Here is a 13559-nt window from a genome sequence, read left to right on the forward strand (position 1 = left end):
TCGGCGTTATGGCGATCGATGCCTACGCACCTTCGTCCGCGACCAGATGTTGCAACACGCGATTTTCCAGCACATGCAGGGCGCTGACGTCATTGGCGCGCATGATCAGACCCTCGGCCAGCGGCCTCGCGGCCTGGTGCACGGCGCGCGCCAACCGCAGAAAGTCCGGGCGACCACGTCCGCCGACACCGTGCAGCGCGCAGAGCTGGCGCCAGTCGAACACGAAGCTCTCCAGCAACTTGTCGAACCGCGCCGCGCGCGCCCTGGCCTCGGCCGTGTCGCTGGCGACCACCAGTTCCGCGCGCAGATCGTCGACCAGCCACTGCACCTCGGCCGCCGGCATCACGGGCGAGCGCTGGTCGTCCTCGGTCAGCAGATCGAAACCACGCCCCGGCTCCCAACCCACGGTCCGCCATTGCTCCCGAGGCGGCCTGGGTCCGTGGGCCAGCCGCCAGAACGCCGCCGTGCCGGTGGTGTCGGCGACAAGATGGATGCGGTCCTGGCTGGCCTTGTTCTCCACGTGATGGCGCCGCCAGTTGTCGAAGATCCAGGCCTCGCCGGCGGCCATGTGCACGACCTCTCCATCGCAGTGGAAACGCACCGCCGATTGGGTGAAGACCGGGATGTGCAGCCGCACGCGCGTGTGCCAGTGGTAGTTGATGTCGGCGTGCTCGGGCACGCCCGCGCCCGGCGCCAGCCGCATCAGCCGCGAGCGGCTCCACACCACGCCAAAGCCCGCCAGCACCTGCTGAACATAGGGCATGCCCTCCAGCCAGCGGGTCGGCAGCATCTGTCCGTGCACGGAATCGACCTCAGCCCCACTGGCGCTGATCAGCCGCGCGGCGCTGTTACCGGCGACCTGGTCCGGGTGGGCGACCCAGGCTTCGTCGGGCAAGGCGGCGACCTCGGCCTGCAAGCGCGCCACGTCGAAGAGCACGGGCAGCTGGAAGAACGGTTGCGACAGCCGCATCGGGTTCAGCTCCTGTAGCCGGTCAGGGCGTCGCCCAGCGCATCGCCCAGCGGCGCCAGCCAGGGCGCGTAGCGCTCCCACTGCGTGAGTCCCTCCCGGCCAAGAGGCTGGCGCACCTGTTCGGAGCTGGGCGTGCGCACGCTGCGGCGGGTCTCGTGGAAGCTCAGGCAGGCCGACTCGAAGTCCAGGCCGCAATGGGCCAACATCCGCCGCACGCCGCCGTCGAGGTCGTCGACCACATCCTCGTACGAGACCCGCGACACCCGCCCCGGCAGCACCTCGTCCCAGTGCCGCATGACCTCGAGATAGGTCCGGTAGTAGCGGGCGATGTCCTCGACGCCGTAGGTGAACTCCTGGTTGGTCGTACCAAACAGCTGCTTGAGATTGCTGAAGCCGCAGGCCATCGGCTCGCGCCGGACATCGATGATCACGGCCCGGGGCAGGATCAGGTGGATCAGGCCGATGTGCCAGAAATTGTTCGGCATCTTGTCGATGAAGAAGGGCCGCCCCAGCCGGCGATAGGTCCGGGTCTCGGCCAGGAACCGCTCACCCAGCGCCCTCGTCTCCCCGGCCGTCAGGCGCAGCAGCGCCTCAAAATTCATCGGCAGGCCGCAGTCCGGATCACGGCCGCACAGTTCGCCGGCGTAACGACCGATCTCCGTCAACTCCTGCGTGCCTTCAACCTGGGAATGGGAAGCCAGGATCTGCTCGATCAGGGTCGAGCCCGAACGCGGCAGGCCCAGGATGAAGATCGGGGCGGGATCCTCCACGCCCCATCCTGCCCGTTCCGCGAAGGCCTCGGCGGTGAAGACCTGCTTCAGCCGGGCGGCCCGGGCTTCCGCCACGTCCGGACGCCAGCGACCTAGGCTTTTTCGCACCGCATTGCCGCGCTTATACGACCGCCACGAGGCTTCGTGGTCGCCGCGATCCTCCAGCGCCTTGCCCAGGGCGAAGTTCAGGTAGACGCGGTCCATGTCCTGCAGAGCGTTGCGGGTCTCCGCCGCACGCATCCGCGCCACCTCGTCGTCGTCGAAGCGATAGGTCTTGAGGTTGGCGAGGCTGAACCACGCCACGCCGTTGTCAGGCCGCGCCGCCAGGGAGGCTCGATAGTCGGCGACGGCTTCCGACTGTCGGCCCGTGACCTTCAAGGCATTGGCCCGCCACAGTCGCAGGTCGGCGACCTCCGCATCCGAACAGGGCTGCTTTAGCAGACGCTCATAAAGATCGATCACCGGCTCGTGGTCGCCCAAGGCGATACAGGCCGCGCCATACTGTTTGAGATAGTCGCGGTTGTCGGGCTCGTGCTCCAGCAGGCGCTCGGCCTGCTGGCGCGCCAGTTCTGGCTTCTGGCGCCGCAACAGCACCATGGCGTAGTCGAAGCGAGCGGCGTGGTAGTCCGGTGTGTGCTCCAGCACCGACGCCAGCAACGACTCGGCCTCGTCCAGGGCCTCCCGCGCCTGGCGGATCCGCGCCAGCAGACGCAGCGCGCCGACGTTGAGATGGTCCTGGCGCAGATAGCCCAGCAGGACGCCTTCCGCCGGCTCCAAGTCGCCATCGGCAAGCAGGCTTTGCGCCGCCACCACCGCCGGCGGCAGCTGCTTCAGGATCTCCAGCTGTCCCGCCGCCGTCGCCGCCTGGGCGGAGTCGCCCCGCAGGCGATAGAGTTGCTCAAGCATGTCCCAGCTGGCCTGCAGCATCGGGTTCAGGCGCACGGCCTCGTGCAACGCCTGTATCGCCGCCGGCCCATCGCGCATCAGGATGTGACAGTGTCCACGCTCCTGATGAAGGCGACTGAACCGAGGATGCAACGCCTCCAGCCGCGCCAGCGTGACCAAGGCGTCCGGGACGCGCTGGCCAGTGCGCAGGTCCTGGGCCTGCCGCAACAGGGCGTCGCGATCGCTCATCTCGCCAGCCAGTCCGGATCCGGCTGGTCGGCGTCGTAATATTCGAAGATCAGATGGACGCGGTCGGTCGCGCCGTCGTTGCGCACCCAGTGCGGGCCGAGGTTGTTGACCTCCACCGCCTGGCCGACCGGAAAGCGATGCTCCTCGCCGCCGAAGAACGACACCACGTCAGGATTGGTCGTGATCGGCACGTGGATCTTGTGCGGCCACTTCGCCGCCGGATTGGCGTCGATATGCGGATGGATCACCCCGCCCGGCGGCATGCTGGCCAGCATCACTCGGGGAAACACACCGCGTGCGTAGCCGTAGTCGCGGACGGCCTGGGCCAGCACCGGCTCCAGCAGCTCGCGCCAAGGGGCCCAGGCCGGGCGATCATGCGAGCCGCGCCAGTCACGAGGACTGTCGATGAAGCGGAAGACGATATGACGTGTCGCGCCCAGCGCCTCGAACCGGTTCGGCTTGGCGGCATTCTCCGCCGCCCAGACCTCTTCCGGGATCACCGACACGGCGTCGCGCAGAGCGGAGACGCCAACCGGGCCAAGCTCGCGAATGGTCGTGGTCTTGCGCGGATTGGCGGAGGGCCCGTTCATTTCAGGCCTTCGAAGGTATAGCCGAACAGGTCCAGATCCTGGGCATAGCGGGCGGCCACGCCGTCGATCAAGGCTTGGTCGTAATAGTGGCGATAGTCCCCGCGCCGGGTGCCGTTGACCTTGTCGAGCGGACGGCGGGCGATGCCGAGGCGCGCGCAGATCGCGTCGTACGAACCCTGCATGTCCTCGACGCGGCCGACCATGTCGGCCAGCAGGGTCGCGCCGTCCTCGTCCACCAGCAGGGAGGCCTGTGGCTGGAACAGGATGTGCTGCTCGGGCGGCGCCGCGAACATGAAGTGGCGCATCGCCTCTCTCGGTTGACGCTCGAAGACATCGCCGCCCCGCAGCATGAAGGCGCAGTACGAAACGAAGCGATCGAACGGGTTGCGAACGAAGGCGAACTTGAAATAGGCGTCGAAGGCCTCCTCGCCGAGGTAGGGCCGCACCTGCCGCAACGACAGGTGACCATGCTGGATCGACGCCAGCTCGTCCCACGGGAAGCGCTTGTTGACGAACAGCCCCACCTGCTCGACGTCGCCGTCGCCCAGGTGCTCGCGCAGGGCTCGCCGCACGGAATGGGTGCCGGTCTTGGGCACCGCGGCGAAGATGAAACGGTGGTTATGGGAAACGATCATGTTTCTGGACACACGGCGAAGGCGCCCGCCTCCCGAAGGAAGCGGACGCCCAGCCTAGCGTGCGCTCATGTCAGAACTTGTAGCTAAGCCCCAGCATGTAGGTCGAGCCGCTCTGGGTCTGGTTGTAGAGGTAGCGGTTCTGACCCCAGAACTGCGTATCCTTCTGGTTGGTCAGGTTGATCGCATCCAGCGACAGCTGGAGCTTCTCGGTGATCTTGTAGAACGCCGCCGCGTCCACATAGGTGGAGCCCTCGAAGCCGCGGGTGCTGGCGCTCATCACGTCGTCGCTGTGTCCGGTGTACCAGCGATTGCGGTGGCTCAGCGAACCTCGCAAGCCCCAACGGTCGGTCTCGTAGTAGAGCGTGACATTGTAGCTGGTCGGCGAGATGCCGGTCAGCGCCTCGTCGGCGTCCACATGGGTGTAGTTCGCCACCGCGCCCAGCTTGTCGAACGGGGCCGGCAGGAACGAGAACTGGGTCTGGGCGGCCAGTTCCACGCCGGTCAGCTTCTTCTTGCCAGCCACGTTGATCGGCATCGAGAATTCCGAGACGATGGTGTTGGCCGTCGCGCCCGGAATGGTCCCGAACGGAACGCCCGTCTGGCTGAAGGGCACGTTCTCCAGCGTCAGCGAACCGATGAAGTTCTCGATATTCTTCTGGAAAACGCTGACCGACAGCAGGCCCACCTGGCCGAAATAGTACTCCACGGACACGTCCAGCGTGGTGTCCTTGTAGGGCTTGAGGTTGGGATTGCCGCGCGAGGCGGTGATCTTGCCCGTGCCCGAGTCCTGGAAGGCGCTGCCCTCGGCCGCCATCGAGCCCAGGCCCGGACGGTTCAGGTTCTTGGTGGCCGAGAAGCGCACCAGGACTTCAGGCGTCAGCTCCAGCACCGTGTTCAGGGCCGGCAGCACGCCGTCATAGCTGCCCTCCACGTCGGTCGTGCCCAGATAGGCGTAGCTGTCGCCCTGGATCCAGCCGGTGCTGTGAGTGTCGGTCTGGTAGCCGCGCAGGCCGATATTGCCGCGGAAGCGCTTGCCGAAGAGATCGCTGTCCCAGTCCGCCTGGACGTACTCGGAGATGGTCTCTTCCGTGGTCGTGTAGACGTTCTCGATGTCTTGCAGCGCGCCCCCCGACCCGTCCTTGTTGGGCCCGAAGCGGTGGTACTCGTTGTACTTGGCGAAGGCCTTTTCATAGTCGCCGATCAGCCACGAGCCGAACTTGTTGGTGAACACCGAGGTGATGTCGCCAACCGAGGTGCCGCGCGTCTTGGCCCGCGTCCCATTGACGTTGTCGTCGTAGAACAGGTCCTGGCCGTCCTGGCGGAAGCGGTGGTAGGCGACGCCGGCCCGCAGGGTCAGCACGTCGTTCAGCTCGTAGCGCGCGTTCAGCACGCCTTCCTTCAGCTCCGACTCATTATTGAAGCCGCGGTAGTAGAACGAGTCCATCGCGTAGTTCGCCGCGTTGGTCGCGTCCCAGTTCGGATACTGGAACGACGCCGATTGGCCGTCCGCGCCATAGTTGGCGATCAGGTTGCCCTTGGCGCGCATGTAGAGCTTGTCGTCGTAGGGCGTCTTGTAGGTCGACTTCTCGTAGCCGACATGGCCATCGAACGAGAGGCGGTCGGACGCGTCCCACTTGCCGGTCAGGGCCAGCTGGTTGAAGCGGTTCTTGTTCAGCGAGCGGCGGTGCTCGCTGCCGAACGTCGTGCCCGTGACGTCGGTCATGGTGACGTAATTGTTGGCGTCCCAGGCCAGGTTGTTGATCACCGAGCCCTTCTGGAACGCGGCTGGCCAGACGCCGCCGGCCGGGGCGTCGAACGCGATGGAGCCGTCCGAATTCAGCGGACGGGTGGCCAGGTGCAGCTCATCGCGGTGGGTGGTGAACCGGCCGTGCAGGGCGTCCAGAGTCAGCAGCAGGTTGTCGACCGGGCGCCATTGCAGCGCCGCCGTCACGCCCAGGCGCTCCATCTTGGCGTCCCACGACGAAACGCGGTTGCCGTCGGCGAAGATCAGGTCGCCGGACAGGAACTTGGTCTGCTGGGCGGCGCTCAGCTTGGAGATGTCCAGGCCCGCGGCGACCATGTCGGCCAGCCTCGACGCATCGGGCTGGTCGTAGTTGTAGGTGTTGTGGCCCTGCTCCGTGGTCCGGCGCTTGGAGTAGGCGACCGACACCGCCGCGCCGAACTTGTTGTCCCAGTTGTGGCTGAACAGCGCGGCGACGCGCGGCTGCGTGTCCTTGGTGTACTGGTTGGTGCCGACCTTGACCGAGAGGGCGCCCTTCGAGCCGGTGGCGTAGTCGAACGGCTTGCCGGTGAACAGGCCGACCGTGCCGGCCATGCCGCCCTCGTTCTGGGCCGCTTCGAAGGTCTTCTCGACCTCGACCTTCGAGAACAGTTCCGAGGCGAAGATGTTGAAGTCGAAGGCGCGGTCGCGCGAGCGCTGGCCACGGCTGTCCTGGGCGGAGTCGACATTGCCCAGCACTTCCATGCCGTTCAACTGCACGCGGGCGAAGTCGGGACCCAGGCCCCGCAGCGAGATGCGACGGCCTTCCCCGGCTTCGCGGTTGATCTGCACGCCCGGCAGGCGTTGCAGCGACTCGGCCAGGTTCAGCTCCGGGAACTTCGCCATGTCTTCGGCGACGATCGCGTCCTTCTGGATGACCGAGTCCCGCTTGATGGCGCGCGCGTCGCTGAGCGACTTGCGGTAGCCGGTGACGACGACCTCGTCGACCGCGTCGCCGGTGGCCTGCTGCGCGAGCGCGAGCCGCGGGCTGGCGCCGACGGCCAGCGCCGCGACGGTGGCCAACAAGAAGGCCTTGAAGTTCGGGCGCAAGCCCGGAACGGAGTATTGCTTCGGCATGAGAGATCCCCTGCTCCCAACTGGTATGGACCAGACGGCTTAGAGCAGGTTGCGGCGACACCCGCGTGACAGTTCAGCTCGCCAGCATATTTTTTGTCGCCTCGCCGCTATATGTCCGTAGACGCTCAATTCGCGAACGTCCCGCGACGCACGCGCCATCGCGTGGTTCCGCTGCTCCCGCTGATTAGGCGAGTTTTTGGACTATACCAAAAATACTTTCCTTGATCGTCGACCGAGGTCAGGGCCGCTCGCCGTGCTCGATCCGCGCATCGATCCGCGCCAGCACGGCTGGCAGATCGGCAACGCTCTCGACCACATAGTGCGCACCGGCTTCACGCAGCGCCTGGGCCGAAACCTCGATGCGCGCGGCGCGTTCGGCGGCAGGCAGGATCGCCAGCGCATCCTGGGCCAGCCCAACGCCATTGCCGGACGCCGAGAGCCCCACCGTCCAGGCGCCGACCTCCAGCCCTTCGCCGATCCCGACCACGGCGTCGTCGACCTTGACGCAGGCCCGCGCCGGCCAGGCGCCCAGCTCGACCAGGGCCTTCCACATCATCAGCGGCGACGGTCGCCCCGCGGCCGTCTCGCCGGCGCAGATCACGACGTCGGGCGCGTAGCCCTGCTCGGCCGCCAGCGGCAGGATGTCAGCCATCATCGGCCGAGTGTAGCCCGTGGTGGAGCCGATCTTGACGCCCCGCCCCCGCAGGTCGGCGAACAGTTCCGCCGCGCCCGGGATCAACTGGGCGCAGTCGCGGGCGGCCGCGCGCATCTTGGGCTCAACCGCGTCGTGCAGTCGATCGACATCGAGCTCGGTCGAAGCCGCGCCATAACGCTCCGCCCAGTGTCGGGCGATACGCGGCATGGCCAGCAGCGCCCGTACGTGGTCACGCTTGGCCTTGCCCATGTCGGCCCGCGCCTCGGCTTCGGAGATCTTGATCCCCACCTCGGCGAACACGTCGCGCAGGGCCACGACCGGCGCGCGGCAACCGAAGTCGATCATGGTGCCGGCCCAGTCGAGCACGACAGCCTGGATGGCGCTCTTGGTCATGCGGCGGCTCCCTGTTGGGGCAGGTCGTAGAGGCCGGCGATCACATCCTCGGCGAGGCCGAAGGCGGTCGAGGCGCCAGCGCCGCTGGTTACCGTCACCAGGCGCACGCCCGGCAGAGGCGCCTCGATCAAGCTGTGGCCGGCGGCCGAGGCGTAGGTGCCGGTCCAGCGCTCCAGCACCGGCGGCGGGGCCTGACCGAACACCTTGGCGAACTCGTCCAGGATCAGCGCGTCGACGTCATCACGGGCGAAAGGATCGGGCGTGGCGGCGTAGTGGTGACTGTCGCCGACCACCAGCGAGCCGTCGGCGCTCTGCACCACGATCAGGTGGACGCCGTGCTCCAGATGGTCATCCTGCTCCGCCTCCAGCCGCTCGCGCAGGGCGGCCGCCTCCGGCAGGGTCGCGTAGCCGAGATAGCGAACGAGGCCGAGGTCGGACATCACTGGAGCGGGAATGCGCCAGCCTGGCGCGGCCAGGCGCAGCATCTGCAGCTTGCAGCGCGTCACATCGGCGCGGGCGAAGCTGTCGGGAAACAGGGTGACGAGGTCATCGCCCGGGCAGACCACGATGGCGCCGGCGCGCACCAGCCCCGCCGAGGTCTCAAGCCGCCCGGTTTCGACGCCCCGAACGGCCGCCCCGCGCAGGAAGGTCACGCCGTGGGCGGCTTGCAGCCAGGCGGCCAGGCGCGGAATGGCGGTGCGGGACTCGACACGCAGGTCGACCGTGCTGGTCAGGGCCCCGAGCCCCTCGCCCGGATTCGGCAGGAGACCGGTCAAGTCGTCACGCCAGGCGCATCCCTCGGCCATCTCGGTTTTCAGAAAAGCCTCCAGCACCGCCTTGGCCTCGGGGCGGCGGGCGACCATGGTCAAGCCGCGCTGCACCACCTCGATCCCGGCTTGGCCGGCGACCTCGTCCCAGACCTGGGCCGAGCGCCGCGCGCGCCGCCAGACCTCGCCGCGCGCCTGGCCCGTGACGGTCACGAAGCCGAAGTTGCGCACCGAGGCGCCATTGGCCTGGGCGTCGCGGTCTATGACGATGACACGCTTGCCGAGGCGCGCGGCGGCCAGGGCATGGGCCAGCCCCACAATGCCGGCGCCGACGACGGCGAGATCGAATTGCGTTTCCACGGTCAGGGCTCGACCATCTGGGCCGGGAACGCCGTCGCGCCCTGCCCGCTCGTCGACGGCGCTCGGCGACCCAAGAAGTATAGCCCCGCCAGAATCGTGCAGACCGCGCCGATGGCGCTGGTCGCATAGGCGCTGTTGACGAAGAAACCCAGCCAGTCGAGATCGACCATGGCGAAGTTGCGCCAGAGCAGCAGGGCCACGCTGCCCAGGTAACCCGAAGCGTCGGCGACATAGATCAGGAAGCCCGCCGTGCCGACCCGGCCGCTGAAGGCGATCATGCGGTCGAACAGCATGGCGTTGAACGGGGTGTAGGCCATGTAGAGCCCCGCGCCCGTCAGGACCATCCAGGTCAGCGGCGACATCATGTGGGCCTGGAACGCCAGGGTCGAACCGCCCAGCACCAGGAAGCCGGCCAGGATGACGCCGTGCATGACCAGCAGGGCCCGCAGGTTGTCGCGCACCAGCATCACCGCGCCCATCACGGCCAGGGAGACCACCGCCACCGGCAGCTCGCTGGCGGTGAAGACGCCCGAGGCCTCGCCGAAGCCCAGCGCGGTCCAGATCTCGGCGGCGAAGTTGTCGCGGAAGTCGCGCAGGGCCGTCAGCAGGATGTAGGCCAGGACCAGCAGCACGATCCCCGGCGCGTAGGTCGCCAGGAAGGCGCGGCGCTGGGCCAGGTCCATTGGCTGGCGGCGCACGCGGGCGGCCTCGTCGGCGGCGCTGGGAGGCGGCATCTGCGCCAGGGCCCAGACCGAGACGGCCAGCAGCGGCATGAAGATCGCCCCGGTGGCGGCCGGCATCCAGAACGGCGACACATGCAGGTCGACCATCAGCCACTTGCCAACCGACTTCACGACGCCCGACGACAGGATGAAGCTGGCGCAGAGGATGGCGCCCAGCACCTCGGAGGTGCGGCGGCCTTCCATGAAACCGAACACCAGCCCCCAGATCATGCCCAGCGGCAGACCGTTCAAGAAGAGCGCCGCGACGTTCCAGGGCGCGGGGATCACCGCGAAGGCCAGCAGCGCCACCCACGAGACGCCGATCAAGCCCAGGATGGCGACGCCGCGATGCCGGGGCGCGATCTCGGAGATCACCTTGACCCCGATCATCTTGGAGAGGGCGTAACCGGCGACCTGGGCCAGGACCAGGGCGATCTTGTAGTCGACCGCGAAGCTCCAGCCCTCGACCGTCCCGAAGGTGGCCGCCGCGAACGGCTTGCGGAAGGCGTACATCGAGAAATAGGCGCAGAAGCCGGCCAGGCCCGCGAACAGGGTGAAGGCCAGCGGATTGGCCCGCTCCAGCCAGCGCCGAGGACCAGTTATCATGGGAACGCCCCTCAATTGGAGCGTTTTGGTCTATACCACGGAGATGTCGTCTCGATGACGGCGGCTCAGACTTAGCGGACCCGGATGTCGACGCTGACCGTCAGGGCGTCGTGACGCCAGTATTCTCGGTCGAACTCGACCACATTGCCTTGGGCGTCGTAGCAGACACGCACGAGGCTGAGACCTGGCAGGCCCGACTTGACCCGCAGGGCCTCGGCCTCGTCGCGGGTCAGGGCGCAGGGCCGCATATCGACCTTGTTGCGGGCGACACCGATCCCGTAGACCGACTTCAGCACACTGGTCAGCGAGCCGTTGAGATCGTGCTCGATCAGGCCCGGCGCCCGGGACGCGTCGACGATGATGCTTTCGATCAGCACCGCCCGACCATCGATGGAGCGCCGACGACGGATCCAGTAAAGCGGCGCGCCGACCGGACGCGAGAAGATCTGGGAGAGCACGCCGTCCGCGGCGATCTCGACCTTGCTCAGCGTCTCGGTCTCGGGACGGCGCCCCTGGGCCTCGACATAGGACATGAACCCTTCCCAGCGGGTCGGGTCATAGACGACCGGCGGCGGAGAAACGTACCAGCCGCTGCGGTCCTTGCGGTAGATGATCCCCTCGGCCTCGAGCTGAAACAGGGCTTCGCGGACGGTGCCGCGGGCGACGCCGCCGCCGGCCTGCAGCTGGCGCTCGGACGGCAGCCGCTCGCCCGGTTTGAACTCACCGCCGCCGATGCGCGCGGCGATGTCGTCACGCACGCCAAGATACTGAAGACTGTCGGGCTGCTGCATCGGACGACCTGAACAGCGGTCGAATCCCGCCTGGCGCGAGGATGGGAGGCTGTCCCCTTAGGGTCAAGGAACCGCATCGAACCTCGAGTGCGCCGCTCCGACGACGCCCGAAGGCGTCACGAAAGTTTCGCCGACGCCCCGCGCATTCTGGTCTATACCAAATCTGGATCATGGGAGATGTGCCGATGACGACCGACCGCCGCTCTTTCCTGCGCGCCGCCGCCACGGCCAGCGCCGTCGGCCTGTTGCCGGCGACGGTCGCCAAGGCCTTGGCCATCCCCGCCCACCATCGCACCGGCACGATCATGGACGTCGAGCACGTCGTGATCTTCATGCAGGAGAACCGGTCGTTCGACCATTACTTTGGGGCCCTGAACGGCGTGCGCGGCCTGGGCGATCCACGCCCGCAGCGTCTGCCCGGCGGCGGCTCGGTCTGGCGCCAGCCCAGCCGGGAGCATCCGGACGGATTCGTCGCCCCGTTCCACGGCGACGCCTCGGTGACCAACGCCTACACGGTCGACGGGGCTGACCAGGGCCACCAGGCGGCCATCACCATCGTCAACGGCGGCCGCTACGACCAGTGGGGTCATACAGGCGAGCTACACAAGCGGATGGTCTACTACAAGGCCTCGGACCTGCCGTTCTACCACGCCCTGGCCAGCGCCTTCACGGTCTGCGACGCTTATCACTGCTCGACCCTGACCCAGACCTATCCAAACCGCCTGCACCTGTGGACCGGCTGCAATGGCGGCGGCAAGGTCGGCGGCGATCCGGAGATGAGCAACTACGGCGAGGACGAGACCCCCAGCGCCGATATGGCCACCGACAAGGTCATGGCCAACGGGCCGCACGACTGGACGACCTATGCCGAGCGCCTGCAGGCGGCCGGGATCAGCTGGAAGGTCTACCAGGAGTACGACAACTTCGGCGACAACATCCTGTCGGTGTTCAAGAATTTCCGCCCGTGCGCAAAGGACTCGGAGCTCTACGCGCGCGGCCGTTCCTGGGTGGGCGAAGGCAAGCCGGGCGCTGACCGCACTCGCTCGGACGGGGTGCAACTGGCAGAGGCCTTCCGCGCCGATGTCGCCGCCGACCGCCTGCCGCAGGTGTCGTGGATCGTCACCGCCGCCGACCTGTCGGAGCATCCCTCGGCCGAGCCCTCGAAGGGCGAGCATGTCTGCGCCGAGCTGATCAAGGCCCTGGTCGACCATCCCGAGGTGTTCGCCAAGACCGTCTTCATCGTCAATTACGACGAGGCCGGCGGCTTCTACGACCACATGCAGCCGCCGATGCCGCCGCTGACCGCCGAGCAGGGCTGGAGCTCGGTGTCGGTGGCCGGCGAGATCAAGGACTATGGCGACGACGCCAAGGCGGCCAACAAGGGCGCCCATGCGCTGGGCCTGGGCATCCGTGTGCCGGCCATCGTCGTCTCGCCCTGGAGCCGGGGCGGGTTCGTCTGCTCGGAGGTGTTCGATCACACCTCGACGCTCAAGTTCCTGGAGAAGCGTTTCGGGGTGCGCGAGGACAATATCAGCGACTGGCGCCGCGCCGTTTGCGGCGACTTGACCTCGGCCTTCGACTTCGCCACGCCCAACCAGGACTGGACGGCCCTGACCCTGCCGGCCACCGCCGACTACATGCAGCGCGTCGCTCGTTCCAAGGCCGCGCCGACCCTGAAGATCCCGAAAACGCAGAGCCCGTCAGCCCAGGACGGCCCGCAGCGCGGCGCCCGCGCCCTGCCCTACGCGATCTCGGCCGACGCACGCGTGAAGAACGGCGCGCTGTGGATTGACCTCGTCAATGCCGGCCGCGCGGGCGCGGTGTTCCAGGTCTTCGACAACACCGACCGCGACGGTCCGTGGCGTTTCACCCTGGCGGCCGGCGAGAAATACGCGGGCGGCCATTGGAACACGGCCGGTCGCGGCCCTGGTCCCTACGACCTTACCGTCCATGGTCCAAACGGCTTCTATCGTCGCTTCGCGGGCGACACCTCCAAGGCCCAACCGCTCGTCACCGTCGCCGCCGACGCCCGTTCGCGCCTGGTCGTCAGCCTGGTGGGCGCGGGCATGGCCAGCCTGAGCATGGCCGAGGCCTATCCGCTGGCCGAAGGCGAGGCCCGGCAAAGCCTCGTGCTGAAGCCCAAGGGTGTCGTCCGCTCGATCTGGGACCTGCGCGGCAGCGACCACTGGTACGACCTGACACTGACCTTGGCCGATGATCCTTCATTCACCCAGCGGCTGGCCGGCCACCTGGAAACCGGCCGCGCAAGCCGCACCGATCCCGGCATCGGCCGGATGCGTCTTTAGAAG

10 protein-coding genes are annotated in these 13559 nt (G+C 67.6%); 1 reads left to right on the forward strand and 9 read right to left on the reverse strand.

Annotation, left to right across the window (positions count from 1 at the left end; translation table 11 throughout):
- Positions 1-22: 22 nt before the first annotated feature.
- From ACW173_RS20965 to ACW173_RS21005, 9 genes are all read right to left on the reverse strand, one after another.
- Positions 23-970, reverse strand: coding sequence for an aspartyl/asparaginyl beta-hydroxylase domain-containing protein (locus ACW173_RS20965; protein WP_492081997.1), 948 nt, complete (start codon positions 968-970; stop codon positions 23-25).
- 5 nt (positions 971-975) lie between these two features.
- Complete coding sequence (locus tag ACW173_RS20970) at positions 976-2874, reverse strand: tetratricopeptide repeat-containing sulfotransferase family protein (RefSeq protein ID WP_492081998.1); 1899 nt, start codon at positions 2872-2874, stop codon at positions 976-978.
- Positions 2871-3464: an aspartyl/asparaginyl beta-hydroxylase domain-containing protein gene (locus ACW173_RS20975; RefSeq protein WP_492081999.1), complete on the reverse strand. Its 594-nt coding sequence runs from the start codon at positions 3462-3464 to the stop codon at positions 2871-2873. The genes ACW173_RS20970 and ACW173_RS20975 overlap by 4 nt, the downstream gene beginning before the upstream one ends.
- Complete coding sequence (locus ACW173_RS20980) at positions 3461-4099, reverse strand: sulfotransferase family 2 domain-containing protein (protein WP_492082000.1); 639 nt, start codon at positions 4097-4099, stop codon at positions 3461-3463. Before ACW173_RS20980 ends, ACW173_RS20975 begins: the two co-directional genes overlap by 4 nt.
- Positions 4100-4169: 70 nt before the next feature.
- On the reverse strand, positions 4170-6956 hold the full coding sequence (locus ACW173_RS20985; RefSeq protein WP_492082001.1) for a TonB-dependent receptor: 2787 nt from the start codon (positions 6954-6956) through the stop codon (positions 4170-4172).
- Between the two features lie 238 nt (positions 6957-7194).
- Positions 7195-8004 carry a phosphonoacetaldehyde hydrolase gene (gene phnX / locus ACW173_RS20990; protein ID WP_492082002.1) on the reverse strand — a complete coding sequence of 270 codons (810 nt, stop codon included), beginning with the start codon at positions 8002-8004 and terminating at the stop codon, positions 7195-7197.
- Positions 8001-9131, reverse strand: a complete 1131-nt coding sequence (locus ACW173_RS20995) for a TIGR03364 family FAD-dependent oxidoreductase (protein WP_492082003.1) — start codon at positions 9129-9131, stop codon at positions 8001-8003. Before ACW173_RS20995 ends, phnX begins: the two co-directional genes overlap by 4 nt.
- Positions 9132-9133: 2 nt before the next feature.
- Positions 9134-10459 carry a DUF5690 family protein gene (locus ACW173_RS21000; protein WP_492082004.1) on the reverse strand — a complete coding sequence of 442 codons (1326 nt, stop codon included), beginning with the start codon at positions 10457-10459 and terminating at the stop codon, positions 9134-9136.
- Positions 10460-10530: 71 nt separating this feature from the next.
- The gene (locus ACW173_RS21005; protein ID WP_492082005.1) at positions 10531-11250 is read right to left on the reverse strand and encodes a UTRA domain-containing protein; all 720 of its coding nucleotides are present in this window, start codon (positions 11248-11250) and stop codon (positions 10531-10533) included.
- 185 nt (positions 11251-11435) lie between these two features.
- Between ACW173_RS21005 and ACW173_RS21010 the strand changes: the two genes are divergently transcribed.
- Positions 11436-13556, forward strand: a complete 2121-nt coding sequence (locus ACW173_RS21010; RefSeq protein WP_492082006.1) for a phosphocholine-specific phospholipase C — start codon at positions 11436-11438, stop codon at positions 13554-13556.
- Positions 13557-13559: the final 3 nt, after the last annotated feature.

It is taken from the genome of Caulobacter sp. ALps2 (genome assembly GCF_058681635.1).